Source organism: Nocardia sp. XZ_19_231, from assembly GCF_015355705.1.
GTDB lineage: Bacteria > Actinomycetota > Actinomycetes > Mycobacteriales > Mycobacteriaceae > Nocardia > Nocardia salmonicida.
This window is the reverse complement of sequence record NZ_JACUZI010000002.1, coordinates 570,139-597,012: the sequence shown is the minus strand read 5'-3', so window position 1 is coordinate 597,012 and position 26,874 is coordinate 570,139. Positions and strand designations below refer to the sequence as shown.

Sequence of the window (26,874 nt, the reverse complement as noted above, 5' to 3'; positions counted from 1 at the left end):
GCCCGGGACCTTTCGGTCCCGGGCTGTTCTCGCTGTGACGACTCAGTGCGCGACAGGGCAACCGGCGGGCTTGTAATCGACCGGAAGCTCCTTGATCCCATTGAGCCAACCCGAACGCAGACGTTTCGGATCACCGATTTGCGTGATATCGGGCAGATGATCAGCAATCGCGTTGAAGATCAGATCCACCTCGAGCCGAGCCAGATTCGCCCCGACGCAGAAGTGGGCGCCGGTGCCACCGAAGGACAGGTGCTGGTTGTCCGCGCGGGTGATGTCGAACTTCTCCGGATTCTCGAACACGTCCTCGTCGAAGTTTGCCGAGCGGTACAGCATCACCAGCCGCTGGCCCTTCTTGATCTGCACGCCGCCGAGTTCGGTGTCCTCGAGCGCGGTGCGCTGGAAGGAGGTCACCGGGGTCGCCCAGCGGATGATCTCGTCCGCCGCGGTGGCCGGGCGCTCCTTCTTGAACAACTCCCACTGGTCGGGGTTCTCCATGAAGGCGATCATGCCGTGGGTGATGGCGTTGCGGGTCGTCTCGTTGCCCGCGACGGCCAGGACGATCACGAAGAAGCCGAATTCCTCCGGCGTGAGGTGCTCGCCGTCGACGTCGGCCTGGATCAGCGTAGTCACCAGATCGTCGGCCGGTTCGGCCTTCCTGGCCTCGGCCATCTGGTAGGCGTAGCCGAGGATCTCCATCGACGCGGCGACCGGATCGGCGGTGCTGTCCGGATCGTCGTAGCTGGTCATGTCGTTGGACCAGTCGAAGACCTTCATCCGGTCCTCCTGCGGCACACCGATCAGTTCGGCGATCGCCTGCAGCGGCAGCTCACACGCCACCTGGGTGACGAAGTCACCGCTGCCGGACTCGAGCGCCCGCTTCACGATGCCCTCGGCCCGGGCCGAGAGTTCGGCGCGCAGGCCGTTGATCGCGCGCGGGGTGAAGCCCTTGGCGATCAGCTTGCGCAGCTTGGTGTGCTCGGGGGCGTCCTTGTTCAACAGGACGAAGCGCTGCAGTTCGATCTGCTCGCGCTGGATGTCGTCGTTGAAGCGCGGGATCGCGGTGTTCTCGAAGGTCGAGAACACATCGCTGCGGCGCGACACCTCTTTGACATCGGCGTGCTTACTCACCACCCAGAAGCCGTCGTCATGGAACCCGCCCACCTCGGGCGACTGTTCGTTCCACCAGATCGGGGCCTTACGACGAAGCTCGGCATACTCCTCAGCCGGAATCCGCTCGGCGTAGATAGCTGGGTCGGTAACGTCGAACCCGTCCGGCAGGTTCGGCCGGGCACCCGTCACGGGGCCGGCGTGTTCGGTGCTCGGATCTACCACCAGATGTCTCCTTCGACAAACTGAAACACGTTCTACAATCATTCAAGCACAGGGGTTGCCGCGACGGAAGAACCACGCGGTTTTACCCTGGACTCAAGATCAGAACCTGTTGCAGTTATGAGGGAGATTCAGATGGGCACACCCGTGATCGTCGAAGCCGTGCGCACTCCGATCGGCAAACGGCGAGGGCAGCTTTCCGGACTGCATGCGGCCGAACTACTCGGCCTGGCCCAGCGCGGACTACTCGATCGGGCGGGCCTCGACCCCGTCGAGGTCGAGCAGGTGATCGGCGGCTGCGTCACCCAGGCGGGCGAGCAGTCCAACAACGTCACCCGCGTCGCCTGGCTGCACGCGGGCCTGCCCTGGCAGACCGGCGCGACCACGATCGACGCCCAGTGCGGTTCGGCCCAGCAGGCCAACCACCTCGTCGCGGGCCTCATCGCCACCGGCGCGATCGACGTCGGCATCGCGTGCGGCGTCGAGGCGATGAGCCGGGTGCCGCTCGGCGCCAATGTCGGCACCGAGGCGGGTACCCGACGGCCCGCGTCGTGGTCGATCGATCTGCCTGACCAGTTCGGCGCCGCCGAGCGCATCGCCCGCAGGCGCGGGATCACCCGCTCCGATATCGACCAATTCGGCTTGCGCTCACAGCAATTGGCGGCCAAGGCGTGGGCCGAGGGCCGCTACGACCGCGAAGTGCTTCCGATCTCGGCCCCGGTACTCGACAACGAAGGCGTGGCCACCGGGGAGAAGGTGGAGGTGGGCCGCGACCAGGGGCTGCGCGCCACCACCATCGAAGGGCTGTCCGCGCTGAAACCGGTCATGGCCGACGGCATCCACACCGCGGGCACCTCGTCGCAGATCTCCGACGGCGCCGCCGCTGTGCTGCTGATGGACGAAACCGTGGCGCGCCGAAAGGGTTTGCGCCCGCGCGCCAGGATCCATACCCAGGTTCTCGTCGGCTCCGAACCGGAGTTCCATCTCGACGGTCCGGTTCAGGCGTGCACCCGCCTACTCGAGCGTTCGGGAATGACGATTGGCGATATCGATCTATTCGAGATCAACGAAGCATTCGCGTCGGTCGCACTTTCGTGGGCTGCCGTACATCAACCTGACATGGAACGTGTAAATGTCAACGGCGGCGCGATCGCAATCGGGCATCCTGTTGGCTCTACCGGCTCCCGATTGATCACAACCGCGTTACATGAACTCGAACGCACAGGTCAGGGCACTGCCATGGTGCTCATGTGCGCCGGCGGCGCACTAGCGACCGGGACCATCATCGAACGTCTGTAGACTGACCCATACCGAAACCGGGCGCCCAGGTTGAACATTCATCCCAGGGCGCCCGGAACGTGTCGTACGCCACAAAATCACGGGGGGCAGGGGGATGATGAGATGTCAGCTATCTTTGGGTTATCGAGCGGCGAGGGCTGAAGAGCTCTGCGACGGGCACGAACTCGGGTACCCCCGCGCTCCACAAGAGTCGTTGGCCTGACCCGCAAACGCGTCCGCCGCCGCCCCTGCACGCAGGTGAGCGTCGGAAATCGTCGAGAAATCCTGAATCAGGCGTAGGTTTTCAGTTACTGAGCCGCTAATATCAATGATACGTATCCGAGATAACGACTGTTAGTACAGTGAAGGGAATTGGGCGGCTCACAATGGCTGATTTCGCGGCGCGGCTGAACAAGCTGTTCGAAACCGTGCATCCCCCGGGGCGCAAGCCACATACCAACGCAGAGGTTGCGGCTGCGCTGACTGCCTCCGGGCATCCGATCTCGAAGCCGTATCTCTCGCAGTTGCGGTCGGGACAACGAACGAATCCGTCCGACGAGACGGTGGCCGCCCTGGCGAAGTTCTTCAAGGTCAAGCCTGACTACTTCTTCAACGATATCTACGCGGCCAAGATCGATCACGACCTGGAGCTGCTCGCGCAGCTGCAGGGTTACGGACTTCGTCGACTGTCGAGTAGGGCATTCGACCTGTCCGAAGAATCACAAAATCTGCTCACATCGATGGCGGAGAAGTTGCGGGCCAGCGAAGGCTTGCCCGAAATTCCTCCGGACGGAACAGAATAGGATCTACGCAACCGGTCGGCCTGACGCACCTGATGGTGTCCTGGGTACGGCCGTAAAAACGTCGGATACGCAGACAACGGGCCTGAGACGGTGTAAATCACCAGCTCAGGCCCGTTTTCTGCGTTGAGCGGTCAGCTCGACGCTGCGGCGTTCTGCGGTGCCGACTTCGCGGCAGACACCGCGTTCTCGTACTGATTCGCGAGCGCGAGCACCCAGCCGCGGGGGCTGATGCCAGGCGGCGGGGCTATCCAGCGCGCGTCGACGAACAAGTCCCCCAACGGATTTCGCGCCCACTCGGCCACCACCTCGGCCCGCTTCGGCACCGAGTTCGGCGGCTCGCCTGCCGCCGGGATGACGATGCCGCTGCCCGAGAGCAGATACAGCGCATCCATCACCTGAGCCACGTGATCGGAAGCCTTCAGCTGTGCCGAGGTGGCGTTCTGCTCGGGCGCGACCACCTCAGGGAACCGACCCACCATCAGCTGGTGCAGCGGCCGGATCCGGCGCAGCAGGACCTTGGCCCGCCACCAGAGCTCGATCACGATCGACACGGCACCGAGCGCGATCAGCAGCGCGGCGATCTCCCACGCGACCCAGCCCCACAGCGGTTCGTCGGGCGGCGTCGGCGCGGCATCCTGCAGCGCGCGGCCCACATTGGCCACCGCGAGCACCGCGACCAGCGCGGTGCCCGTGATGTAGACGGCGATGCCGCGACCGAGAATGGTCCAGTCCAGGTTGCGCAGACCGGTGGTCACGATGAACACCGCGCCGAGCGCGACCGCGACCCAACCGAAGGTGAACGACCACGCCAGGGTGATCGCGATCGCCACCGCGCCGATGCCGTACACGACCATCGCGACCTGGCGCAGGTTGCGCCGCGAGACCACCGGCCACGCGGCCGAGGCCACCACCGAGGTGGCCGTGGTGAACAGGATCCAGGCGGAGATGACGATGCCGGTGGACAGCCAGCCGCTGCGCACCCCGCCCTTCATCAGGTTGTCGATGGCGACGGCCATCTCCGGAATAGCGGCGGTGACCGCGAGTGCCACGGCGGCGACCGCGACGACGATGGCCACGCGGGCGGTCGTCGCGGGCTTCACCAGCACGCGACCCACTCGCGCACCCGCGGCAACCCAGACCAGCAGGGCTGTCAACCAGAGTGTCATCCGAGCGCCTCATCGAATCGAAGGACCGAGACGCCTGCGCCCCGGTTGCTGAATACGCGCAGTCGCGTCATGAGCATCGCCGCGAAGGTCTCGGCTTCCCATTCGGCGAGGTCGTCGGCGCCGTCGTCGACGATCTGCGCGTGGGCGCGCTGGCTGAGCATGTAGGCGATCAGGTCGTCGCTGACTTCGAGGGTCGTCTCCACCGCGGGCGCGCCCTCGTGGTCGAAGACGATGTGGCCGAGTTCGTGCGCGAGGGTGTGATCGCGACTGGGGAGGGCGTCGGCGAGCACGATGATGTCGCGTTCGGGATAGAACCGGCGCTGACCGCACACGCCCGGGCCCAGGTTCGCGCTGGTGATCTCGATTTCGCGTTGCCGCTCCAGCGAGATGGCGTGGACCACCTCGTCGAGGGTGGTGGCGTCGAAGTCGGCGGCGACCGCGCACACCGCGTCGACGGCGGCGGCGACGCGGCGATAGGACCGGGAGGTGCTCTGGGTCTTGCTCTTACTCATCGAAGATCCCCTCACGACCTCGGTCCGAAGAACTCGGCACGCGCCGCGTTCACCCGCGCTTGGGCTGCCGCGGCACCTTGGAAACTCACTGCGCCCGAACCGGTTGCGGCCAGGGTCAGCGCGATCAGGCCGCCGATCACCGACAGGAGTTCGGGCTCGGGCAGGCCGCTGTTGTCACTGGTCGGCTTGAACTCGTGGTTCGGCTTGGCCGCCGGCGCCGGTGCTGCCGCGGCGGGGGCGGGAGCCTGCGCCGCGGGTGGCACGGCCGCCGGAACAGGCACTGCCACAGCCACATTCGGAACACCGGGGATCGCCGGCGCGGCGGGGATCGTGATCGACGGAAGTGCCGGTGCGGCCGGGACCGAGGGGATCGGGATCAGGAGCAGCAGCAGTGGCGAGGCCGAACCGACTGCCGCCGAGCCGACCGCGGCCGAGCCGACGGCGGCCGAACCCGCGCCCGCGGAACCTACCGCCGCGGAACCGGCAGCGGCGGAACCGACTGCGGCAGAACCTGTTCCGAGGACAGCCGAGCCCGCGCCGAGTGCGGCCGAACCGGTACCCGCGGCGGCCGAGCCGACCGCGGCCGAGCCGGTGCCGAGAACCGCGGCGGCGCCTGCCGACCCCGTGCCGAGAACCGCTGCCGCGCCTGCCGATCCGGTGCCGAGGATGGCGGCCGCGCCCGCGGAGCCCGTGCCGAGTACTACGCCCAGACCCGCCGACCCGGTGCCGAGCAGCACGCCGAGCCCGGCCGAGCCGGTGCCGAGGACAATGCCCGCGGCTGCCGAGCCCGTGCCTGCCGCGGCGGAGCCGACGGCGGCCGAACCGGAAAGGGGGCCCGCGACTTCACTCTTGGGGATGTCATCGCTCGATCGGCCGGGGATCGTGAGGGAGGTCCATTCGCCTTCGCCTGCGACCGGGGCGCCCGGCTGCGGGTTGCCAGGAGCGTCGCCATTACCCCCACCGCTTCCGCTCCCCTGCCCACTGCTTCCGCTGTCGGGTGCCTGGGCGGCAGGTGTGGGCGGTTTTTCCGGGGCGGCCATCGCGACAGCGGGCCCTAAGAGCGCACAGCCGGCCAGGACACTCGCAGCGGCAAACACGCGCAACATGCGACCAGTGGCCATGCGCTTGATCATCCCCTTAGTTATTCAGCGCAGCATTAACCCCCGGTCGCGACACATTCCGGGATCGACGAACAGTAGCCCATAGTAAACCCAGTGCCTCAACCCCGCAGAAGAGAGCAAGAGTCGTCCAGCCCCCTGGACGTGTGTGACATGCCATAGGCGCAGGCCGAGGACATTTCCCCGGCCTGACGCCTCAGAGTTAGCTATGCGCCGTAAACCGGCTCCGGCGGGGTGCTCTTCTCGATCAGTTCTTTGACGACCGGACCCAGCTCGGCGGGGTTCCAGCGGGCGCCGCGATCGACCGGAGTGCCATGGAGCCAGCCCTGCGCCAGCGCGACCTTTCCGCCCTCTACCTCGAACATCCGGCCGGTCACCCCGGCGGACTCGGTGCTGCCGAGCCACACGACCAGCGGTGAGACGTTCTCCGGAGCCATCGCGTCGAAGCCCGCGTCGGGAGCGGACATGGTGTCGGCGAAGACCGTCTCGGTCATCCGGGTGCGGGCGGCGGGGGCGATGGCGTTCACGGTCACGCCGTACCGGCCGAACTCGGCCGACGCGGTCAGGGTGAGACCCGCGATACCCGCCTTGGCCGCGCCGTAGTTGCCCTGGCCGACGCTGCCCTGCAGACCGGCGCCGGAGCTGGTGTTGATCACGCGGGCGTCCACCGGACGACCCGCCTTCGACTCGGCCCGCCAGTACTCGGCCGCGTGCCGCATGGTGGCGAAGTGGCCCTTGAGGTGCACACGAACCACCGCGTCCCACTCGTCCTCGCCGAGGTTGACCAGCATGCGGTCGCGCACGAAGCCGGCGTTGTTGACCAGCACGTCGAGTCCGCCGAACGTGTCGACGGCCTGACGGATCAGGCGGCGAGCGCCTTCCCAATCGGCGACGTCGTCGTAGTTGGCGACGGCCTCGCCACCGGCTGCGACGATCTCGTCGACGACCTGCTGAGCGGGGGTTTCCGTGGTCGCGGCGCCGTCGAGCGCGGTGCCGACATCGTTGACCACCACGCGGGCACCCGCGGCGGCGAAGGCGAGCGCGTGCGCGCGGCCGATTCCTCTTCCGGCGCCGGTCACGATTACCGTGCGGCCGGCGCAAATTGACTGGTCGTCCATATTGCACTCCTGTGTTTATCGGCGGCTGGCGCCGCGGGATTTTCGGCCCTGTGGGCCTCACATCCGAAGGGCGATACTGCGCCTTCGGCGTTCCGTCTCGCCCTTCGGATGCGAGGCGGCCGAAAATCGTGGTGGTTGGGTGGGGTGGGTGGCGTTGGTTGCGGCAGGTGGGGGGACGTTCAGTCGTTAGACGGGGTGACTACTGAGGGTTCGCATCGGCGGCTAGTTGTTCGCGTTGGCGGCGTCCAGGAAGGCGGGGCGTTCGCCGCCGCCGTGGACGAGTAGGGCGGCGCCGGTGATGTGGGCGGCCAGGGGGGAGGCCAGGAAGAGCGCGGCGTTGCCTACGTCGGCGGGGTTGGCGAGGCGGCCGAGGGGGACGGTCCTGGCGACGGCGGCCACGCCGTCGGCGTCGCCGTAGTGCAGGTGGCTGAGTTCGGTTTCCACGGGGCCTACGACGACGGAGTTGAGCCGGACTTTCGGGGCCCACTCGACAGCCAGCGAGGAGACCAGGTTGTCCAGGCCCGCCTTGGCCGCGCCGTAGGCGGCGGTGCCGGGCGAGGGCCGATGGCCGCTGACACTGGTGATCATCACGATCGAGCCGCCCGCGTCCTGCTTCTGCATCAGCGCGTTCGCCTGCTGTGAGATCAGCAGCGGGGCAAGCAGATTCAGTTCCACGATCTTGGTGTGGAACTTGGGGCTCGCGGCGTCGGCCATCGCGAACGGCGCGCCACCGGCGTTGTTCACCACATGGTCGATCCGGCCGTGCCTGGCGACGATCTCGGCGAACATGGCCGACACCGCGTCGACATCGCGCACATCGCAAGTGAGGTGTTCGGTACCGCGGTCGCCCACCGTGATCGGTTCGTCGGCCGGTCTGCGCGCGCAGGTCAGCACCGTCGCGCCCGCGGCGAGGAAGGCCCGGCTGATTCCGGCGCCGACGCCGCGTACGCCGCCCGTCACCAGAACGATCTGCTCGGAAAGGTCAATTTCTACAGCCACCGTGTTAACCTACCAAGCAATTGCTTGCTTTGTCTCGGGTTCGCCGGGGCGCGCACGAGGAGACATCGCGATGGGGATTAACCGTCACACCGAAGCCGACGGGGTAGAGGTCGTCACAGTCGACTATCCGCCGGTCAACGCCCTGCCCTCGGACGGCTGGTTCGCCCTGGCCGACGCCGTCAGGGCAGCGGGCCGCAACCAGGAGACCCGGGTGGTCGTTCTGCGCGCGGAAGGCCGCGGGTTCAACGCGGGCGTCGACATCAAGGAGATGAACGCCGACGTCGGCCATACCGCGCTGATCCGCGCCAACCACGGCTGCTTCGACGCCTTCGCCGCGGTCTACGACTGCGAGGTGCCCGTGGTCACCGCCGTGAACGGCTTCTGCCTCGGCGGCGGCATCGGCCTGGTCGGCAACTCCGATGTCATCGTCGCCTCCGACGACGCCACCTTCGGGCTGCCCGAAGTGGACCGTGGCGCGCTCGGCGCCGCCACGCATCTGTCTCGGCTGGTCCCCCAGCACCTGATGCGCACCATGTTCTACACCGCGGGCAAGCTCACCGCCCAGCAGCTGCACCATTTCGGCTCCGTGTACAAGGTGGTGCCGCGCGCCGAACTCGACGCTGCCGCGATGGACGTCGCCAAGAACATCGCGAACAAGGACGGCCGGGTGATCCGGGCCGCCAAACGCGCACTCAACGGCATCGACGTGCAGGACGTGCACCGTTCCTACCGCTACGAACAGGGCTTCACGATGGAGCTCAACCTCGCCGGGGTCGCCGACGAGATCAGGGCGCGCTTCGACGACGATCTCGCCGCGCAGAAGAAGGAGAGCTGAAAGCCATGCGCGACAAGAGAATGACCCTCGACGAGGTGGTCGGTGAGCTGCGCAGCGGCATGACCATCGGGATCGGCGGCTGGGGTTCGCGGCGCAAGCCGATGGCGCTGGTGCGCGCGCTGCTGCGCTCCGATGTCACCGACCTGACCGTGGTCACCTATGGCGGCCCCGACCTGGGCCTGCTGTGTTCGGCGGGCAAGGTCCGCAAGGCGTACTACGGGTTCGTGTCGCTGGATTCGGCGCCGTTCTACGACCCGTGGTTCGCGAAGGCGCGCACCGAGGGCGCGATCACCGTGCGCGAAATGGACGAGGGAATGGTGAAGTGCGGGCTGCAAGCGGCCGCGGCGCGACTACCGTTCCTGCCGATCCGGGCCGGGCTCGGATCCGCCGTGCTCGACTTCTGGGAGGGCGAGCTGAAGACCGTCGAGTCGCCGTACCCCGCCGCGGACGGTCGCGTCGAGACACTGGTCGCGATGCCCGCGTTGAATCTCGACGCGTCGTTCGTGCATCTGGATCTGGCCGACAAGCACGGCAACGCGGCCTACACGGGCGTCGACCCGTACTTCGACGATCTGTACTGCCTCGCGGCCGAGCGTCGCTACGTCTCGGTCGATCGCATCGTCGAGACCGAGGAACTGGTGAAAGCCGTTCCGCAGCAGTCGATCATCCTCAACCGCATGCTGGTCGACGGTGTGGTCGAGTCGCCCGGTGGCGCGCACTTCACCTTCTCCGGCAGCTACGGGCGCGACGAGAAGTTTCAGAAGCACTATGTGGCCGCCGCGAAGACGCCGGAGTCGTGGGCCGAGTTCAAGGCTCGCTACCTGGATGTCTCCGAAGAGGAATACCAGTCCGCCGTGGCCGCGTTCGCTGAGGAGCAGAAGCTATGACTATTACTCGTGCTGAGGTCTGCGTAGTCGCCGCCGCGGAGATCTTCCGCGGGGCCGGTGAGATCATGGCCAGTCCGATGTCGACGGTCACCACCATCGGCGCCCGGCTGGCCCGGCTCACCTTCGAACCCGACTTGCTGCTCTCCGACGGTGAGGCGCTGTTCTTCGCCGAGGTACCGGCGATCGGCGCCAAAGCCCCTGTCGAAGGCTGGATTCCGTTCTCGCGGGTGTTCGATGTGGTCGCCTCGGGCCGTCGCCATGTGGTGATGGGCGCCAACCAGATCGACCGGTTCGGCAACCAGAACCTGTCGGCCTTCGGTCCGCTACAGCAGCCGACCAGGCAGATGTTCGGTGTGCGTGGCGCGCCGGGCAACACCATCAACCACGCGACCAGCTACTTCGTGCCGAAACACAACAATCGGGTGTTCGTCGACAAGGTCGACATCATCTCCGGAATCGGTTACGACCGTATCGATCCCGAGAATCCGGCCTACCGCTTCCATCACCTGCACCGCGTAGTGACCAATCTGGGCGTGTTCGACTTCAACGGCCCCGACCACACCCTGCGCGCACTGTCGCTGCACCCGGGCGTGAGCCCGGACGAGGTCGCGGAGAACACCTCCTTCGAGATCGCCGAGCTGGGTTCGGCGGGCGAGACCAGGCTGCCCTCCGAGGAAGAGCTGCGGATCATCCGCACCGTGCTCGATCCCAAAGGTTTCCGGGAGAAGGAAGTAGCGGCATGAGTGTGCGCTTGCGGACTCCGCTGACCGAGTTGGTCGGGATCGAGCATCCCATCGTGCAGACCGGGATGGGCTGGGTCGCCGGACCCCGCCTGGTCGCGGCCACCGCCAACGCGGGCGGACTCGGCATTCTCGCGTCGGCGACCATGACTTTCGAGGAGTTGGAGGCGGCGGTCGCCAAGACCAAGTCGCTCACGGACAAGCCGTTCGGCGTGAACATCCGCGCCGACGCCACCGACGCTCCCGAACGCATCGAACTGCTCATCCGTGAGCAGGTGCGGGTCGCGTCGTTCGCGCTGGCGCCCAAGAAGGAACTCATCGCTCGGCTCAAAGACGCCGGGGTGGTGGTCGTTCCGTCGATCGGCGCGGCCAAGCACGCGGTGAAGGTGGCCTCGTGGGGCGCCGACGCGGTGATCGTGCAGGGCGGCGAAGGCGGCGGGCACACCGGACCGGTCGCCACCACCCTGCTGCTGCCGTCGGTACTCGACGCCGTCGACATCCCGGTGATCGCGGCGGGCGGTTTCTTCGACGGTCGCGGTTTGGCTGCCGCGCTGTCCTACGGTGCGGCGGGCGTCGCGATGGGCACCCGCTTCCTGCTCACCCAGGAGAGCACCGTCCCCGAGGCGGTGAAGCAGGAGTACCTGGCCCGCGGCCTCCAGGACACGGTGGTGTCGGTGAAGGTCGACGGAATGCCGCACCGGATGCTCAACACCGAGTTGGTCGAGAAGCTGGAGCACTCCGGCGGCTGGCGCGGGCTGTCGGCCGCGGTGAGCAACGCGGCCAAGTTCAAGAGCATGACCGGTATGAAGTGGTCCACGCTGATGCGCGACGGCCTGGCCATGCGAAAGACCAAGGACCTCAGCTGGTCTCAGGTCGTGATGGCGGCGAACTCGGCGATGTTGACCAAGGCGGGCCTCGTCGAGGGTCGCACCGACGCGGGCGTGCTGCCCGCGGGCCAGGTCACCGGCATCATCGACAGCTTGCCGACCGTGGCGGAACTGGTCGAACAGATCGTCGCCGACGCGGTGGCCCGGATCGCCGCGGTGAGCGCGTTGACCAGCGAGCCCGCCGCCGAAGCTCGCTGACCGATCGAAGCTCGCCCCCGACTCGACGGCCTGGAGCGTCCGTCGAGTTCGCCGGGTGATCAGAGCGCCGGACCAGGTGCGACGCCCACAAGGCGCGCCCGGGTCCGGCGCTTTTCTTCCGGCGAGGAACTATCGCAGCGCGACCTCGACGCGGTTGTCGTGGAAGACCGCGCCGCCGCCGTAGTCCGAATCACGTTCGGCGATGGTGGCATTCACGGTCGAACCGCCGGTGAACTTGGCCCAGCGACCTTTGGTGGTGCCCGCGACGCCGGGCCTGACCCGATCCGAGACCTCGGCGACTGCCTCGAAGGAACCGCGCGAATTGGACACGACCACTGCGGCGCCATGGGCGATACCGCGTGCGAGGGCGTCGTCGGGGTGCAGCGTGATGCTGGATTCGCCGGCGCGACGTCGCAATTCGGGGTTGGAGCCGAAGGTGGTGTTCAGGAAGTAGTGCGAGGCGGCGGAGATCAGCACCAGGCCGTCGCCGGGGTCGGCCGGCGGGGTGTAGGCCGGTAGCGCGTCGTGACCGTCCAGTTCCGCTCTGGCGGAAACGAACTGGAGCTTTCCCGCGGGAACCGGGCCTGCCTGTACCTTCAGGAATCCGTCGGCCCTGAGACGTTCGAGGTCGTGGCCTTTCAGCAGTTGCCTGGCCAGTTCTTCGTCGGAGTCGTAGAGCGCGGGCTCGGTGAGACCGAAGCGCCGCGCGAGCCGACGGAAAGTCTCTGTGGTGGAAAGGCATTCGCCAGGCGGCTCGACGGCCGGTTCGTTCCAGATCAGGTAGAGGTGCCCGTAACCGGCGAGCACGTCGAGGTGTTCGGGCTGCATCGTGGCGGGCAGGACGATGTCGGCGTAGTCGACGGTGTCGGTTCCGAAGTGCTCGAGGACCACGGTGAACAGGTCTTCGCGAGACAGGCCCTCGATCACGCGGCGCTGGTCGGGATTCGAGCCGACCGGATTCGCCCCGATCACGAACAGCGCCTTGACCGGCGGACCATCGGTCTCGAGCAGAGCTTCGCCGAGCCGGGTCATCGACAGGGCGCGGACCGGTCGCGGCAGCAGGTCATCGCGACGCAGTGCGGCCTCGTCGAGGCGGAAGTGCCCACTCGTCGAATAGTGCAGTCCCCCACCGGGTATCGCCCAGTCGCCGGTAACGCCGGGCAGGCAGCCGAGCACCCGAAGCGCCATACCGCCGCCCGCATGGCGCTGCATACCTTGCGAGGCGCGGATGGCGGTCGGCCTGGTGCGGGCGATCCGCTCACCGAGCGCGACGATCTGTTCTGCCCGCAGGCCCGTGATCGCGGCGACGCGTTCGGGCGTGTATTCCTCGATACGGTCGCGGAATTCGGGCCAGCCCTCGGTGTGCTCGGCGATGAACTCGGTGTCCTGCGCGCCCAGCGACACCACCACGTGCAGCAACCCGAGGGCCAGCGCCGCATCGGTGCCGGGCAACGGGGCGAGGTGTTCGTCGCAGCGCTCGGAGGTCTTGGTGCGGATAGGGTCGATGGAGACCAGGTAGGCGCCGCTGTCCTGGATGAACTTCCACAGGTGGTGGCCGGAACTGAGCGGGTTGGTGCCCCACAGCAGGATCAGCTTCGACTTCGCGAAGTCCTCGGGGTCCATGCCGCCGGAGGTGCCGAGGGTGTAGCGAAGGCCCGCGCCGCCCGCGACCGAGCAGATGGTCGGCGCGTGGTGCGACGCGCCGAGCAGGTTGAACATCCGGCGGCCCGGAAAGCCTTCCAGCCCTTGGATATAGCCCAGGCTGCCGGTGCCGTGGAACGGCCAGACCGCCTCACCACCGAATTCGTCGATGATGCCGGTGACCCGGGTGGCGATCTCGTCGAGCGCGGAGTCCCAGCTGATCCGCTCGAACTGCCCCGACCCCTTGGGTCCCACCCGGCGCATCGGATACCGGAGCCTGCCCGGCGCACCGACCTGCTCGAGATACCGGTTCACCTTCACGCACAGCGCGCCGCGGGTAACCGGATGTTCCTTGTTCCCGCGCAGCCCTGTGGCCACCCCGTCCTCGACGGTCACCACCCACGAGCACGCGTCGGGGCAGTCGAGCGGGCATGCGCCGAGCACCTTCACCAGGCCATCATAGGTGGGATGAATTACCCCCGCCGAGACCGGACGTGCCCGACACGCTGCGGCGCTGGGATGTGGTGAACGAAAAGTGGTGGTCCCCGACGAAATCCGCCGAGAACCACCACTTTTCGTAGTGCGGAGCTACTTCTTGTCGGCGTCCAGACGCTCGATGATCGTCACGTTGGCCGTGCCGCCACCTTCACAGATGGTGAGCAGACCGTAGCGGCCGTTCACCCGCTCGAGCTCGTTGAGCAGCGTGGCGAACAGCTTGGCGCCGGTCGCGCCGAGCGGGTGGCCGAGCGCGATGGCGCCGCCGTTGACGTTCACCTTCGCCGGATCGGCGCCGATCTCCTTGATCCAGGCCAGCACCACCGGGGCGAAGGCCTCGTTGATCTCGATGACGTCGATGTCGTCGATGGTCAGGCCGGTCTTCTCCAGCGCCCACTGGGTGGCCGGGATCGGCGCGCTCAGCATGAAGATCGGGTCGGCGCCGCGCGCGCTGACGTGGTGGATGCGGGCACGCGGGGTCAGGCCGTATTCCTTGACCGCCCATTCAGAGGCGAGCAGGGTGGCGCTGGCGCCGTCGGAGATCTGGCTGGCGACCGCCGCGGTGAGCGGGCTGCCCTCCGACAGCGGCTGCAGCGTCGCCATCTTCTCCAGGCTGGTCTCGCGCGGACCCTGATCGACGGTGAAGTCGCCGACCGGCACGATCTCGTTGTCGAAGCGGCCCTCGGTGATGGCGGTCTTGGCGCGCTGATGACTCTGCAGCGCCCAGCGCTCCATGTCCTCGCGGCTGATGCCCCACTTCTCGGCGATCATCTCCGCGCCCTTGAACTGGGAGACCTCACCGGTGCCGTAGCGCGAGTCCCAGCCCTTCGCGCCGATGAACGCGGACTCGAAGCCGTAGGGCTTGGCCGCGAGCATGGCGGCGCCGATCGGGATGGCGCTCATGTTCTGCACGCCACCGGCCACGATGACCTCGGCGGTGCCGCTCATGATGGCCTGCGCGCCGAAGTTGATCGCCTGCTGGCTGGAACCGCACTGCCGGTCGACGGTGACGCCGGGCACCTCTTCGGGGTAGCCGGCGACCAGCCACATGGTGCGGCCGATATTGCCCGCCTGCGGACCGAGATTGTCGACGCAGCCCACGATCACGTCGTCGACGACGGCCGGGTCGATGCCGGTGCGCTCGACCAGGCCACGCAGCGCGGCCGCGCCGAGATCGGCGGAGTGGACCTCGGCCAGCGCGCCACCGCGCTTGCCGACAGCGGTACGTACCGCATCGATCACATAGGCCTCCCGCAGCGGGGCGTAGGGACGGCGCTCGGCGGATGCGGTCATGTTGGAACTCCTATTTCGCGGTGCCCTCGGGCACGGTCAGCCCGTCGAGCACAATGGTGAGATATTGCTGAGCAAGGGTTTGCACGGTGATCGGGCCACCGGGGGTGTACCAGCGCACCGCGACCCACACGGTGTCGCGTAGGAAGCGGAAGGCCAGTTCCACATCGAGTTCGGCACGGAAGCTGCCGTCGGCGACGCCGGCGGCGAGCACGCGGTGCCACAGCTCGCGGAACTCGGTGTTGAAGTCGCGGATGTAACCGAAGCGCTCGACATCGCGCAGGTTCTTGGCCTCGGCCTGGTAGATCGCGACGGCGGCGTGGTGCCGGTCGAACGACTCGTAGGAGGCGATCACCAAGGACTCCAACGTGTCTCGCGAGCTCAGCCCGGCGGCCGCGATCTCGCGGTAGCGGCCGAACAGGTCGTCGAGGAAGCCGCGCAGGATCTCGTCGACCATCGATTCCTTGGAATCGAAGTGGTGGTAGAGACTGCCGGAGAGGATGCCCGCCGAATCGGCGATGTCGCGCACCGTGGTGGCACGCAGTCCACGTTCGGCGAACAGGTCGGCGGCGAGACCGAGCAGTTCGGCGCGGCGGGTGCGTTTCACGGTGTCGGGTGCGGTCACACCCGTCATCGTACAACCAAGCACTTGCTTGGTTTAGGGTAACCCGCCACGGCGATCATGCGCGCTGGCTGCTCACCGAGACAACCTCGCCGGTCAGGTACGAGGTGTAATCACTGGCCAGCATGGCGATCGTCGCCGCTACTTCCCACGGTTCGGCGGCGCGACCGAAGGCCTCGCGCTCGCTGAGCGAGTCGAGCAACTCGGCCGAGCTCACCTTGTCCAGGAACGGATGACGGGCGATGCTCGGCGCGACGGCATTGATCCGCACGCCGAATTCGGCGCCTTCGACCGCGCTACACCTGGTCAGCGCCATCACGCCCGCCTTCGCGGCCGCGTAGTGCGCCTGACCGTGCTGGGCGCGCCAGCCCAGCACCGAGGCATTGTTGACGATCACGCCGCCGTGGCCCGCGCCACGGAAGTAGCCGAGAGCGGCCCGGGTGCAACGGAACGTGCCGGTGAGGGTGATGTCGAGAACCTGGTCCCACTGCTCGTCGGTCATGTCGACCACCGGGGTCTCACCGCCGAGGCCGGCGTTGTTGACCATGATGTCGATCCGGCCGAGTTGCGCGGCGGCCGCGCTGATCAGCTGGTTGACCTGCCCGGTGTCGCGGACGTCGCACACCACGGCACCGATCGTGCGCTCCGGGAAATCCTTCGAGAGCAACTCGGCGGTTTCGGTCAGACGCCGTTCGTGCCAATCGGAGACGACGACATCGGCGCCTTCCTGGAGAAGCCTGCGCGCGGTGGACGAACCGATACCGGTGCCCGCCGCCGCGGTGATCACGGCCTTACGTCCGGTCAGCAGGCCGTGCCCGGGGATCGGCGCCGGAGCGACCGACAGCGGGGAATTCTGCTCGCTCACGGGCGCGCCTCTCGCGGCAGACCGAGCACCCGCTCGGCGATGATGTTGCGCTGCACTTCGTTCGAACCTCCATAGATCGTGTCGGCGCGGCTGAACAGGTACAGCCGCTGCCATGCGGTCATGTCGTCGGGGCCGGTGAGCAGGCCAACCGCGCCTTGCACGGCCATCGCCAGTTCACCGAGGTCGCGATGCCAGTTGGCCCACAACAACTTCGACACCGAGGCGCCGCCCGAGTCGTCGTGGTCCTCGCTCATGGTGCGCAGCGCGTGCGCGCGCAGCACCCGCAGTCCCACCCAGGCGCGATCGAGGCGATCGGCGATCAGCGGGTCGTCGGCGGCGCCGGTGCGCCGGGCCAGGTCTTCGATGTCGGAGAGTTCACGCGCGAAGCGGATCTGCTGGCCGAGAGTGGAGATGCCGCGCTCGAAGGTGAGCGTGCCCATCGCGATTCGCCAGCCGTCGCCCGGCGCGCCGACCACCAGGTCGGCGTCGGTGACGGCATCGTCGAAGAAGACCTCGTTGAATTCGGAGGTGCCGGTGAGCTGTTCGATCGGCCGCACTTCGATGCCCGGCTGGTTCATCGGAACCAGCAGATAGGACAGGCCCTTGTGACGGCTCGAGCCGCGCTCGGTGCGGGCGATGACGAAGCACCAGTCGGCGACGTGCGCGAGCGAGGTCCAGATCTTCTGGCCGTTGATCACCCACTTGTCGCCGTCGAGGCGCGCGGTCGTCGCGACGGCGGCCAGGTCGGAGCCTGCGCCGGGCTCGGAATAGCCCTGGCACCACAGTTCGCCGACCGAGCGCACGCCCGGCAGGAAGCGCTTCTTCTGCTCATCGGTGCCGAAGGCGAGCACGGTGGGGCCGAGCAGTTCCTCGCCCACGTGCGAGACCCGAGCGGGCGCGTCGGCCTTGGCGTACTCCTCATGGAAGATCACCTGCTGCCGCACGCTGGCGCCGCGACCGCCGTATTCGACCGGCCAGCCGAGGCAGGTCCAGCCCGCCGCGGCGAGATGGCGGTCCCACGCCAACCGCTCTTCGAAGAATTCGTGCTCACGGCCGGGTCCACCGGTGCCGCGCAGGTCAGCGAACTCGCCCGAAAGATTCTCGGCGAGCCAATCGCGTATTTCCGCGCGAAACTCCGCGTCGGAAGTCACGGTATCGGAATCTGAGGTCTGGATCACGCCCACCTCGGTAGGATAACCTACCAAGCACTTGCTTTGTTAGCTGCTTCGGAAGAACAGCGAACCGCACAACGGTGAGGACCCCGTGACACCCCCTGCACAAACCACTCCGCAGGCGCTGCGACACATCGCCGCGGCGCATCCGCACGAGCCTGCCCTGATCGACGGCGCGATCCGCCTGGACTGGACCGAGCTTCTCGACCAGGTCCGGGTAGCCGCCCGCGCCCTGATCGCCCGTGGCATCTCCCCCGGCGACCGGGTCGCGATGTGGGCGCCGAACACCTACCACTGGGTGATCGCCGCCCTGGCCGCGCATTCGGTCGGCGCGGCGCTGGTACCGCTGAACACCCGGTATGTGGCGGCCGAGGCCGTCGATGTGCTGGCCCGGGTCGACGCGAAGGCCCTGTTCGTCGCCGGTCCTTTCCTCGGGCGCGATCGGGCGACCGAACTCGCGGCGGCGGCACCGGAACTGGGTATCGGGACCGTCGTCGTGATCCCGATCGGGGACGATCCGGCCCGCGCCGCGGGTGCTCCCACTTCCACGACTGTGACGTGGGACGAGTTGCTCGCACAGGCCGCGACGGTGTCCGAAGCGGTCGGCGAGGAGCGGGCCGACCAGGTCTCCCCCGACGACATCTCCGACATCCTGTTCACCTCCGGCACCACCGGCCGCAGCAAGGGCACGCTCGTCGCGCACCGGCAGGCCCTCGACGTGGTGCGCGGGTGGGTCGAGTGCTCGACTCTGCGCGCGGGCGACCGCTACCTGGTGATCCCCCCGTTCTTCCACAACTTCGGTTACAAGGCGGGCATTCTCGCGTGCCTGGTCACCGGGGCCACGATCGTGCCGCAGGCCACCTTCGACGTGCCCGCCGCACTGGCGCTCATCGAGTCCGAGCAGATCACCGTGCTCACCGGCCCGCCGACGATCTACCAGACCATCCTCGAGCATCCACAGCGCGCCGACCGTGCGCTGACCTCGCTGCGGGTGGCGGTGACCGGCGCGGCGACTGTGCCGGTGGTACTGATCGAGCGGATGCGCGACGACCTCGCCTTCGAGGTGGTCATTACCGCCTACGGCCTGTCCGAGACGGCCGGTTTCGGCACCATGTGCCGCCCCGAGGACGACGCCGCCACCATCGCCAACACCTGCGGACGACCGATCGCGGGCTTCGAGCTGCGCCTGTCCGACGCCGGTGAGGTGCTGCTGCGCGGACCGAACGTGATGCTCGGCTACCTCGACGATCCCGAGGCCACCGCCGAAGCCATCGACGCCGACGGCTGGTTGCACACCGGCGACATCGGCATCGTCGACGAGCGCGGCTACCTGAAGATCACCGACCGGCTCAAGGACATGTACATCACCGGCGGATTCAACGTCTATCCCGCCGAGATCGAACAGACCCTGGCCAGGCTCGACGGCGTCGCCGAGTCCGCGGTGATCGGCGTGCCCGACGAGCGGATGGGCGAGGTCGGCAAGGCCATCGTGGTCCGCAGGGCCGGATCCGCGCTGACCGCCGACGAGGTGATCTCCTTCGCCGCGGGTCAGCTGGCGAATTTCAAAGTGCCCAGGCTTGTCGAGTTCCGCGACCAGCTGCCCTACAGCGCCGCGGGCAAGGTGCTCAAGCGTGAGCTACGTGAGGAGAAGTCGTGAGTTCCGAAACCGAGGCCGAGGTCGTCACCTATGAGGTGCGTGGACCGGTCGCCGTCGTCACCATGAACCGGCCCGACTTCCGCAACGCGCAGAACTCGAGGATGACCTACGCCCTCGACGCCGCCTTCGTGCGGGCCGTCGAGGATCCCGAGGTCAAGGTGATCGTGTTGGCGGGCAACGGGAAACACTTCAGCGCCGGGCACGACATCGGCACGCCGGGTCGCGACCACGATGTGCACTACGAGAACAAGGCCGCGCTGTGGTGGGACCACATCGACCGCCCCGGCGGCGATCAGCGGTTCGCGCGCGAGTCCGAGGTGTATCTCGGAATGTGCAGGCGCTGGCGGGAAATCCCCAAGCCGATGGTGGCGATGGTGCAGGGCGCGTGCATCGCGGGCGGGCTCATGCTGGCCTGGGTGTGCGATCTGATCGTCTGCTCCGACGACGCGTTCTTCTCCGATCCGGTGGTCCGGATGGGCATTCCGGGCGTGGAGTACTTCGCCCATCCGTGGGTGATGGGTCCGCGCGCGGCCAAGGAGTTCCTGTTCACCGGTGACCGGTTCGGGGCGGCGCAGGCCAAGGAGTGGGGCATGGTCAACCGGGTCGTGCCGCGCGACGAGCTCGAGGCCGAGGTGATGGGCCTGGCCGAGAAGATCTCCGCCATGCCGCAATTCGGGCTCGCGCTCACCAAGAAGGCCGTCAACCAGGCCGAGGATCTGATGGGCATGCGCTCCGGCATGGACTCGGTCTTCGGGCTGCACCATTTCGCACACGCGCACAACGCCGAGGTCGGCGCCGATTCGCTCGGCGGGATGAACGCCCGCTCGATGAAGGGCGCCGCCACCTCCGCCGAACAGAACGGGACGAAGTAAGTGGATCTCGAGATCGACCCGGCTGCCCGGGAATTCCAGCTGGAGGTGCGCGAGTTCCTCGCCGCCAATGTCCCCGCCGAACCGTTGCCGTCGATGGACACAGCGGAAGGCTTCGCCGCGCACCGGGAATGGGAGGCGAAGCTGGCGCAGGCGCGGCTGTCCGCCGTCTCGTGGCCGCGCGAGTTCGGCGGGCGTGATGCGTCGATCCTGGAATGGGTGCTGTTCGAGCAGGAGTACTACGCCGCAGGCGCACCGGGGCGAGTCGCGCAGAACGGCATCTTCCTGCTCGCGCCGACCCTGTTCGAGCACGGCACCCCCGAACAGCTCGCGCGGATCCTGCCGCGCATGGCGCGCGGTGACGACATCTGGGCGCAAGCCTGGTCGGAGCCGGAGTCGGGCAGCGACCTCGCGAGCCTGCGCTCGACCGCTCGACGCACCGAAGGCGGCTGGCTGCTCAACGGCCAGAAGACCTGGAGTTCCCGTGCGTCCTTCGCGGATTGGGCGTTCGGCTTGTTCCGCAGCGATCCCGAGGCCCAGCGCCACCACGGACTCACCTACGTGATGTTCCCGCTCACCGCCGAGGGCGTGAGCGTGCGCCCGATCCCCCAGCTCGACGGCGAACCCGGCTTCGCCGAGATCTTCCTCGACGACGTCTTCGTGCCCGACCACGATGTGATCGGCGGGGTGAACGAGGGCTGGCGCGTGGCGATGGCGACCTCGTCGAACGAACGCGGCCTCTCGCTGCGCAGCCCGGGCCGGTTCAGCGCCACCGCGCAGCGGCTCATCGAGCTGTGGGAGCAGAACTCCGACCCGAGCGACACCGCGGCCCGCAACTCCGTGGTCGACGCCTGGCTCGGCGCCGAGGCCTACCGCTTGCACACGTTCGGCACCGTCACCCGGCTCACCGACGGCGGCCAACTCGGCGCGGAATCGTCGATCACCAAGGTGTACTGGTCCGAACTCGACATCGCCATGCACGAGACGGCGCTCGACCTGCTCGGCACGGCCGCCGAACAGCGCAGCAGCTGGACCGATGGCTATCTGTTCTCGCTCTCCGGCCCGATCTACGCGGGCACCAACGAGATCCAGCGCAACATCATCGCCGAGCGCATCCTCGGCCTGCCCCGCGAGAGCAAGCGATGAACGTGCATTTCTACTCAGGAGGCCTGCGATGAGATTCGCGCTCAGTACCGAACAGCTCGACTTCGCCGCCGAGCTGCGCAAGATCCTCGAGGCAGGAAAGGCACCCGCCGCCGTGCGTGCCTGGGCGGCCGGTGACGCCGCCAAGGGCCGCGCGCTGCTGCGGCAGATCGCCGAGATGGGCGTCTTCGGCTTGATCGTCGACGAGAAGTACGACGGGGCCGACGCGACGCCCGTCGATCTGGTCGTGGCGCTGATCGAGCTGGGCCGTGGCGCCGTGCCCGGCCCGGTGATCGAGTCCACGGCCGTGATTCCCGCACTGCTGCAACGTCTTCCGGATGACGCACCGGCGCAGCGATGGTTGTCCGCGCTCGCGAGTGGCGACGCGCTCGGCACCGTCACCTTCGAACCGCAGCGCGGCATCGCTCTCGACGCCGATATCGCCGAGCCGGTACTCCTCGCCACCGACGGTCGACTGACGCTCGGTCTGCCGTCTGACGGGGATGCGACAACGGAGCCGGTGACCTCGATCGATCCCGCCCGCAAGCTGTTTCGCGTCACGGCCGACGAACTGATCGCAGAGGGTCCCGAGGTCGAAGCCACCATCGACTACGCCTTCGACATCGGCGTTCTCGCCTGTGCCGCGCAGCTCCTCGGTGCCGGCCGGTCGATTCTCGAGCAGACCACCTCCTACGCGAAGCAGCGCAAGCAGTTCGGTCGCGCTATCGGTGAATTCCAGGCGGTGAAACAGCAGCTCGCCGATGTGCTGATCGCGCTGGATCTGGCCGAACCGCTGCTGTATCGCGCGGCGCTCACGCTCGATTCGAGCGACCGTGCCCGCGACGTCTCGGCAGCCCTGGTGACCTGCGGCGACGCCGCCCATCGCGCTGCACGAGCCGGGCTCCAGGTACATGGCGCGATCGGTTACACCGCGGAGTTCGACCTGTCCCTGTGGCTGACGAAGGTCGCCGCGCTGCGGACAGCGTGGGGCACAGCCGATTTCCACCGCGCACGCATCGCCGCGGCCCTGCGCGACGCCGAGCCCGCCGCCGCGGCGGTCTGAGGAGCAACCCATGTCATCGAATGAACTGCTCGAATTCCGGACCTCCGTGCGTGCCCTGCTCGGCAAGCACGCCACGCCCGCGGCGCTGCGCGAGGCCATGGACACCGACCTCGGGTACGACCCGAAGCTGTGGCGGATGCTCTGTGAGCAGGTCGGGGTGGCCGCGCTCGCGGTGCCGGAGGAGTGGGGCGGCGCGGGCGCCGGGCTCGTCGAATCACTCATGGTCGTCGGCGAATTGGGGCGGACGCTGGGCAGCGTGCCGATGCTCGGCTCGGCAGTACTCGGGGTGCAGGCGATTCTGCTCGCCGGTGACGAACAGTCCTGCGCCCGGCTCTTGCCCGATCTGGCCGACGGGTCGCGCACGGCGGCCCTGTGCTGGGCCGATGCCAACGGTTGGGATTCGCTCGGCGTCGGCGTGACCGAGGGGAAGCTCAGCGGCGCGGCCCATTACGTGCTGCACGGTGCGCAGGCCGACCTGCTGTTGGTACTGACCGACGAAGGGCTGTTCGAGACCACAGCCGACGCCTCCGGCGTGGTCGTCACCGCGACTCCCGGGCTCGACCCCACGCGCAAGCTCGCCACCATCACCTTCACCGATGCCCCCGCCACCCGGATCGGCACCGGCGACCCCGCGACGCTTCGCCGCCGGTTGCGCGAAATCGCCTGGGCGGCACTGGCTGCCGAGCAGGTAGGGGCAGCGAGGCACTGCCTCGAGATGACGGTCGAGTACACGGCATCGCGCGTGCAGTTCGGGCGCCCGATCGGCAGTTTCCAGGCGCTCAAGCACCGGATGGCCGATATGTACGTGCTGGTCGAGTCGGCCGAATCGGCGGCACTGGCCGCTGCCCAGGCAGTCGCCGAGAACAGCCCGTCGGCCGCGGAGGATGTCTGGGTCGCGCGCAAGCACTGCACCGAGACCTTCTCCACGGTGGCGGCCGAGACCATCCAGCTGCACGGCGGCATCGCCATCACCTGGGAGCACGACGCCCACCTCTACTTCAAGCGGGCTCACGCCACCGCCGAGCTGTTCGGCACCGGCAAGCGCCCGGTCGCGGCCTAGCCGAAATTTCACCGAAAGCCCTGGCCGCAGCCCCGCGGCCAGGGCTTTCGGCATGCTGTGCGCCGTTTCACCGACCCCGGGGTCGAACCCCCTCTGGATTTAGATAGTTAGCTTATGTAATATTAATTCCCGTGAAGCAGACACCGCAGCCATCCGCAGACGACATCGTGGTCGACCTGTTGGTCACTGCCGGTCGGCTCACCCGACTGGCCGGGGCGATCAGCAACGACGATCTGCCCCGCGCGGTCCTGCGGGCCCTAGCCGTGCTCGACGAGCACGGTGGTCTGCGGGTGAGCGATTTCGCTCGGATCGACAGATGTTCCCAACCGGCGGCAACGGCGCTGATCGGTCGACTCGTCACCGACGGATTCGCCACCCGCACCAAGGACCCGCACGATTCCCGGGCAGCGCTCGTCGAGCTCACCCCGGCCGGCCGGTCCCGACTCACCGAGGCCAGGCGCGCGTTCGCCGCCGCCATGGCCCCCGGACTCGCCGATTTCGATCTCGACCGGCTGGTCCGTCTCGATACCGACATGAACGACCTGCTGACAGCCCTCCGCTCGGTTGCCCGCGGTCAACAGTGAAGCAACCAGGAGCGCCAGTGAGCATCCCCCAGTTGACTCGCGACAACACTGCCGCAGCCACCTCCCCGTCCGGCCAGCCCAAGGCTGTCTGGGCCGTCGCCTTCGCGAGCGTGATCGCGTTCATGGGCATCGGCCTCGTCGATCCCATTCTCAAGCCGATCGGCGAACAGCTGAACGCGACGCCGTCACAGGTGTCGCTGCTGTTCACCAGCTACATGGCCGTGACCGGTGTCGCCATGCTGGTCACCGGCGTGATCTCGAGCCGCTTCGGCGCGAAGAAGACGCTGCTGTCCGGGCTGGCGATCATCATCGTGTTCGCCGCGCTGGCCGGCATGTCCGGCAGCATCGGCGAGATCATCGGCTTCCGCGCGGGCTGGGGCCTCGGCAACGCCCTGTTCATCGCGACGGCGCTGGCCACCATTGTCGGCGCGGCCACCGGCGGCGTCGCCAAGGCGATCATCCTCTACGAGGCCGCGCTCGGCATCGGCATCGCGACCGGCCCGCTGCTGGGCGGTGTGCTCGGTGGAATCAGCTGGCGTGGACCGTTCTTCGGAGTGTCGGCGCTGATGGCCGTCGCCTTCGTCGCGATCGTCGTGCTGCTGCCCGAGATGCCCAAACCGGCGCATCCGACCTCGATCACCGCGCCGTTCAAAGCGTTGCGGCACAAGGGATTGCTGACCGTCAGCATCACCGCGCTGCTCTACAACTTCGGCTTCTTCACCCTGCTCGCGTTCACCCCGTTCCCGCTGGACATGGGCACCTACGCGATCGGCTTCATCTTCTGCGGTTGGGGCATCCTGCTCGCCCTGTCCTCGGTGTTCCTTGCCCCGAAACTGCAGGCGCGCTTCGGTTCGCTGCCGATGATGGCCCTGTCGCTGGCCCTGTTCGCGATCGATCTGGCGGTGATGGGGATGTTCACCGAGCACAAGATCGTGCTGATCGTCGGCGTCGTGATCGCCGGCGCTTTCCTCGGTGTGAACAACACGCTGATCACCGAGGCAGTGATGGTCTCGGCGCCGGTCGAGCGGTCGACCGCGTCGGCGGCGTACAGCTTCGTGCGATTCGGTGGCGGTGCGGCGGCGCCGTGGGTGGCGGGCAAGCTCGGCGAGCACAATATGTCGCTGCCGTTCTGGCTCGGCGCGGCCTTCACCGCCGCCGCGGTCGCGGTGCTGTTCCTGGGACGCGGCGCGCTCGCCCACATCGACGATCACGACCCGGCCCCGCACTCCGTCGAAGAGGCACAGGCCATCACCGTCGGCGATTGACGGTGTTTATTGGAGCGCTGGCGCGCTCGAGTTCGCGGCCGCTGCGCGTCCGGCCCCTCCCTAGAGGTCGGGGTTCGGGGTTTGAATTCGGGTAGCGTCGGTGCATGACCGAGGACCGACGTGGACTTGTCAGGGTTGAGACCGGACAGAAGCGAGTACGGGTCTATCTGCGCGGGAAGCTGGTGGCCGACACCTTGCGGCCGCTGCTGGTCTGGGAGGTCCCGTATTACCCGACCTATTACGTGCCGCTCACCGATGTGCGTGCCGACCTGGACCCGAACGGGATCAGCGAGCATTCCCCCAGCCGCGGCGACGCGACCGGATACGACGTGGAGGTCGAGGGCCTGCGGGCCGAGGGCGCGGCGCTGCGCTATCTCGACTCTCCGCTCACGGAACTGAAAGACGCTGTGCGACTGGATATCGCCGCATTCGACTGGTTCGAGGAAGACGAGCAGGTCTTCGTCCATCCCCGCGATCCGTATTCGCGCGTGGACATCCTCGGCAGTTCGCGGCACGTGCGGGTGGAGATCGACGGGGTCACCGTGGCGGACTCGCACTCGCCGCGCATTCTGTTCGAAACCGGTTTGCCCGCACGGTATTACCTGCCGCTGACCGATGTCCGGATGGATCTGCTCACCGCGTCCGACACCCACACCAGCTGCCCGTACAAGGGCACCGCGGACTACTGGAATGTGCGCGTCGGCGACACCGAGCACGCCGACATCGTCTGGATCTATCGCACGCCGCTGCCGGAGAGCCAGAAGGTGGCCGGGTTGGCGTGCTTCTACAACGAGAAGGTCGACATCTACCTGGACGGTGTGCGACAGGATCGCCCGCACACACCGTTCAGCTGACTATTCGCCGACTTCGAGGACGCCCTCGTCGACCGCCCATTTGATCGACTTCTCCAGTGACGGACAAGATTCCGGCCGACCCGGCCGCGCACCGTGCGCGGTCAACTGCGCGAAGATCGGGCAGTGCGCGTCGGGCCGCTCGGTCCACTGCACCGAAGTCTGGTGCTGGCTCGCCTTGCGGACCAGCACCTGCGCCGAGCACGCCTGACACCGCAGTGGTGTGAGACCCGTGTCGAGATAGTGCTCTTTGTCGACCACGGTTTGCGCCCGCACCGCGGCCTGTCGCGCGGGTTGATCAGCGAAATCGGGCGCTTTGGCCCAGGTCGGGCGAGTCCCCGCACGCTGCGGAGAATCGCCCGACCCCGGCTCCGCCGAAGCGAGCCGCGACGGATCGCCGGACCTTTGCTGCTCGCTAAGGCTCATA

General features: G+C 67.7%; 26 protein-coding genes. 14 read left to right on the top strand and 12 right to left on the bottom strand.

Translation table 11 applies throughout. The features are described 5' to 3' along the window. Positions 1-42: 42 nt before the first annotated feature. Entirely contained in the window at positions 43-1,332 is a 1,290-nt protein-coding gene (locus IBJ82_RS10025; protein WP_370585249.1) for a cytochrome P450, read from the bottom strand. 132 nt (positions 1,333-1,464) lie between these two features. Here IBJ82_RS10025 and IBJ82_RS10020 point away from each other — a divergent pair, with 132 nt between their 5' ends. Together IBJ82_RS10020 and IBJ82_RS10015 are read left to right on the top strand one after the other, a co-directional pair. Continuing rightward, the gene (locus IBJ82_RS10020) at positions 1,465-2,628 is read left to right on the top strand and encodes a steroid 3-ketoacyl-CoA thiolase (RefSeq protein ID WP_194825651.1); all 1,164 of its coding nucleotides are present in this window, start codon (positions 1,465-1,467) and stop codon (positions 2,626-2,628) included. Positions 2,629-2,993: 365 nt separating this feature from the next. Next, positions 2,994-3,410, top strand: a complete 417-nt coding sequence (locus tag IBJ82_RS10015; protein WP_019044759.1) for a helix-turn-helix domain-containing protein — start codon at positions 2,994-2,996, stop codon at positions 3,408-3,410. 131 nt (positions 3,411-3,541) lie between these two features. Here the strand turns inward: IBJ82_RS10015 and IBJ82_RS10010 are convergent, their stop codons facing one another. The 5 genes from IBJ82_RS10010 to IBJ82_RS09990 all read right to left on the bottom strand — a co-directional run bounded on the left by IBJ82_RS10010 (position 3,542) and on the right by IBJ82_RS09990 (position 8,323). Continuing rightward, a complete protein-coding gene (locus IBJ82_RS10010) occupies positions 3,542-4,576 on the bottom strand; it encodes a hypothetical protein (protein WP_194825650.1) in 1,035 nt (344 codons plus the stop codon). Then, the gene (locus IBJ82_RS10005) at positions 4,573-5,088 is read right to left on the bottom strand and encodes an ImmA/IrrE family metallo-endopeptidase (protein ID WP_056818874.1); all 516 of its coding nucleotides are present in this window, start codon (positions 5,086-5,088) and stop codon (positions 4,573-4,575) included. The genes IBJ82_RS10010 and IBJ82_RS10005 overlap by 4 nt, the downstream gene beginning before the upstream one ends. Positions 5,089-5,099: 11 nt before the next feature. Continuing rightward, positions 5,100-6,209, bottom strand: a complete 1,110-nt coding sequence (locus IBJ82_RS10000) for a hypothetical protein (RefSeq protein WP_194825649.1) — start codon at positions 6,207-6,209, stop codon at positions 5,100-5,102. 203 nt (positions 6,210-6,412) lie between these two features. Further along, positions 6,413-7,324 (bottom strand): SDR family oxidoreductase, encoded by a 912-nt coding sequence (locus tag IBJ82_RS09995; protein ID WP_062982756.1) that lies wholly within the window; start codon positions 7,322-7,324, stop codon positions 6,413-6,415. 222 nt (positions 7,325-7,546) lie between these two features. Next, positions 7,547-8,323, bottom strand: a complete 777-nt coding sequence (locus IBJ82_RS09990) for an SDR family oxidoreductase (protein ID WP_194825648.1) — start codon at positions 8,321-8,323, stop codon at positions 7,547-7,549. 70 nt (positions 8,324-8,393) lie between these two features. On the opposite strand from IBJ82_RS09990, the gene IBJ82_RS09985 reads away from it, so the two are divergent. The 4 genes from IBJ82_RS09985 to IBJ82_RS09970 are packed head-to-tail and all read left to right on the top strand — an operon-like array spanning position 8,394 to position 11,870. Continuing rightward, positions 8,394-9,158: an enoyl-CoA hydratase family protein gene (locus tag IBJ82_RS09985; RefSeq protein ID WP_056818882.1), complete on the top strand. Its 765-nt coding sequence runs from the start codon at positions 8,394-8,396 to the stop codon at positions 9,156-9,158. A gap of 5 nt (positions 9,159-9,163) precedes the next feature. After that, on the top strand, positions 9,164-10,045 hold the full coding sequence (locus tag IBJ82_RS09980) for a CoA transferase subunit A (protein WP_194825647.1): 882 nt from the start codon (positions 9,164-9,166) through the stop codon (positions 10,043-10,045). Continuing rightward, on the top strand, positions 10,042-10,788 hold the full coding sequence (locus tag IBJ82_RS09975; RefSeq protein WP_194825646.1) for a CoA-transferase subunit beta: 747 nt from the start codon (positions 10,042-10,044) through the stop codon (positions 10,786-10,788). Before IBJ82_RS09980 ends, IBJ82_RS09975 begins: the two co-directional genes overlap by 4 nt. Continuing rightward, positions 10,785-11,870, top strand: a complete 1,086-nt coding sequence (locus tag IBJ82_RS09970; protein WP_194825645.1) for a nitronate monooxygenase family protein — start codon at positions 10,785-10,787, stop codon at positions 11,868-11,870. Before IBJ82_RS09975 ends, IBJ82_RS09970 begins: the two co-directional genes overlap by 4 nt. A 129-nt stretch (positions 11,871-11,999) precedes the next feature. On the opposite strand, the gene IBJ82_RS09965 is transcribed toward IBJ82_RS09970, so the two are convergent. From IBJ82_RS09965 to IBJ82_RS09945, 5 genes are all read right to left on the bottom strand, one after another. Beyond that, a complete protein-coding gene (locus IBJ82_RS09965) occupies positions 12,000-13,961 on the bottom strand; it encodes a molybdopterin-dependent oxidoreductase (protein ID WP_194825644.1) in 1,962 nt (653 codons plus the stop codon). A 138-nt stretch (positions 13,962-14,099) separates the two neighbouring features. After that, on the bottom strand, positions 14,100-15,263 hold the full coding sequence (locus tag IBJ82_RS09960; RefSeq protein ID WP_194826200.1) for an acetyl-CoA C-acetyltransferase: 1,164 nt from the start codon (positions 15,261-15,263) through the stop codon (positions 14,100-14,102). Positions 15,264-15,309: 46 nt separating this feature from the next. Continuing rightward, complete coding sequence (locus tag IBJ82_RS09955) at positions 15,310-15,930, bottom strand: TetR/AcrR family transcriptional regulator (RefSeq protein ID WP_062982761.1); 621 nt, start codon at positions 15,928-15,930, stop codon at positions 15,310-15,312. Between the two features lie 46 nt (positions 15,931-15,976). Then, positions 15,977-16,783: an SDR family oxidoreductase gene (locus IBJ82_RS09950; RefSeq protein ID WP_194825643.1), complete on the bottom strand. Its 807-nt coding sequence runs from the start codon at positions 16,781-16,783 to the stop codon at positions 15,977-15,979. Continuing rightward, positions 16,780-17,967, bottom strand: a complete 1,188-nt coding sequence (locus IBJ82_RS09945; RefSeq protein ID WP_194825642.1) for an acyl-CoA dehydrogenase family protein — start codon at positions 17,965-17,967, stop codon at positions 16,780-16,782. The genes IBJ82_RS09950 and IBJ82_RS09945 overlap by 4 nt, the downstream gene beginning before the upstream one ends. Before the next feature lie 79 nt (positions 17,968-18,046). Between IBJ82_RS09945 and IBJ82_RS09940 the strand changes: the two genes are divergently transcribed. The 8 genes from IBJ82_RS09940 to IBJ82_RS09905 all read left to right on the top strand — a co-directional run bounded on the left by IBJ82_RS09940 (position 18,047) and on the right by IBJ82_RS09905 (position 26,450). Continuing rightward, a complete protein-coding gene (locus IBJ82_RS09940; protein WP_194825641.1) occupies positions 18,047-19,612 on the top strand; it encodes a FadD3 family acyl-CoA ligase in 1,566 nt (521 codons plus the stop codon). Next, complete coding sequence (locus IBJ82_RS09935; RefSeq protein ID WP_194825640.1) at positions 19,609-20,484, top strand: enoyl-CoA hydratase; 876 nt, start codon at positions 19,609-19,611, stop codon at positions 20,482-20,484. Before IBJ82_RS09940 ends, IBJ82_RS09935 begins: the two co-directional genes overlap by 4 nt. Next, positions 20,485-21,627 carry an acyl-CoA dehydrogenase family protein gene (locus IBJ82_RS09930; RefSeq protein WP_194825639.1) on the top strand — a complete coding sequence of 381 codons (1,143 nt, stop codon included), beginning with the start codon at positions 20,485-20,487 and terminating at the stop codon, positions 21,625-21,627. 28 nt (positions 21,628-21,655) lie between these two features. Further along, positions 21,656-22,687, top strand: a complete 1,032-nt coding sequence (locus IBJ82_RS09925; protein ID WP_194825638.1) for an acyl-CoA dehydrogenase family protein — start codon at positions 21,656-21,658, stop codon at positions 22,685-22,687. Between the two features lie 10 nt (positions 22,688-22,697). After that, positions 22,698-23,747 (top strand): acyl-CoA dehydrogenase family protein, encoded by a 1,050-nt coding sequence (locus IBJ82_RS09920; protein ID WP_194825637.1) that lies wholly within the window; start codon positions 22,698-22,700, stop codon positions 23,745-23,747. Positions 23,748-23,878: 131 nt separating this feature from the next. Next, a complete protein-coding gene (locus IBJ82_RS09915; protein WP_194825636.1) occupies positions 23,879-24,331 on the top strand; it encodes a MarR family transcriptional regulator in 453 nt (150 codons plus the stop codon). 17 nt (positions 24,332-24,348) lie between these two features. Then, positions 24,349-25,596, top strand: a complete 1,248-nt coding sequence (locus IBJ82_RS09910) for an MFS transporter (RefSeq protein WP_194825635.1) — start codon at positions 24,349-24,351, stop codon at positions 25,594-25,596. Positions 25,597-25,700: 104 nt separating this feature from the next. Beyond that, positions 25,701-26,450: a DUF427 domain-containing protein gene (locus IBJ82_RS09905; RefSeq protein WP_194825634.1), complete on the top strand. Its 750-nt coding sequence runs from the start codon at positions 25,701-25,703 to the stop codon at positions 26,448-26,450. On the opposite strand, the gene IBJ82_RS09900 is transcribed toward IBJ82_RS09905, so the two are convergent. Next, the gene (locus IBJ82_RS09900; protein ID WP_370585248.1) at positions 26,451-26,873 is read right to left on the bottom strand and encodes a hypothetical protein; all 423 of its coding nucleotides are present in this window, start codon (positions 26,871-26,873) and stop codon (positions 26,451-26,453) included. It abuts the gene before it with no gap. Between the last annotated feature and the right edge of the window lies 1 nt (position 26,874).

Coding starts and splice junctions, on each gene's coding strand:
- IBJ82_RS09955 (WP_062982761.1), bottom strand. CDS start 15,930: ATGACGGGTGTGACCGCACCCGACACCGTGAAACGCACCCGCCGCGCC.
- IBJ82_RS09900 (WP_370585248.1), bottom strand. CDS start 26,873: ATGAGCCTTAGCGAGCAGCAAAGGTCCGGCGATCCGTCGCGGCTCGCT.
- IBJ82_RS10000 (WP_194825649.1), bottom strand. CDS start 6,209: ATGGCCACTGGTCGCATGTTGCGCGTGTTTGCCGCTGCGAGTGTCCTG.
- IBJ82_RS10010 (WP_194825650.1), bottom strand. CDS start 4,576: ATGACACTCTGGTTGACAGCCCTGCTGGTCTGGGTTGCCGCGGGTGCG.
- IBJ82_RS09925 (WP_194825638.1), top strand. CDS start 21,656: ATGAGATTCGCGCTCAGTACCGAACAGCTCGACTTCGCCGCCGAGCTG.
- IBJ82_RS09920 (WP_194825637.1), top strand. CDS start 22,698: ATGTCATCGAATGAACTGCTCGAATTCCGGACCTCCGTGCGTGCCCTG.
- IBJ82_RS09980 (WP_194825647.1), top strand. CDS start 9,164: ATGCGCGACAAGAGAATGACCCTCGACGAGGTGGTCGGTGAGCTGCGC.
- IBJ82_RS09995 (WP_062982756.1), bottom strand. CDS start 7,324: ATGGACGACCAGTCAATTTGCGCCGGCCGCACGGTAATCGTGACCGGC.
- IBJ82_RS09970 (WP_194825645.1), top strand. CDS start 10,785: ATGAGTGTGCGCTTGCGGACTCCGCTGACCGAGTTGGTCGGGATCGAG.
- IBJ82_RS10020 (WP_194825651.1), top strand. CDS start 1,465: ATGGGCACACCCGTGATCGTCGAAGCCGTGCGCACTCCGATCGGCAAA.
- IBJ82_RS09905 (WP_194825634.1), top strand. CDS start 25,701: ATGACCGAGGACCGACGTGGACTTGTCAGGGTTGAGACCGGACAGAAG.
- IBJ82_RS10015 (WP_019044759.1), top strand. CDS start 2,994: ATGGCTGATTTCGCGGCGCGGCTGAACAAGCTGTTCGAAACCGTGCAT.
- IBJ82_RS10005 (WP_056818874.1), bottom strand. CDS start 5,088: ATGAGTAAGAGCAAGACCCAGAGCACCTCCCGGTCCTATCGCCGCGTC.
- IBJ82_RS09975 (WP_194825646.1), top strand. CDS start 10,042: ATGACTATTACTCGTGCTGAGGTCTGCGTAGTCGCCGCCGCGGAGATC.
- IBJ82_RS09985 (WP_056818882.1), top strand. CDS start 8,394: ATGGGGATTAACCGTCACACCGAAGCCGACGGGGTAGAGGTCGTCACA.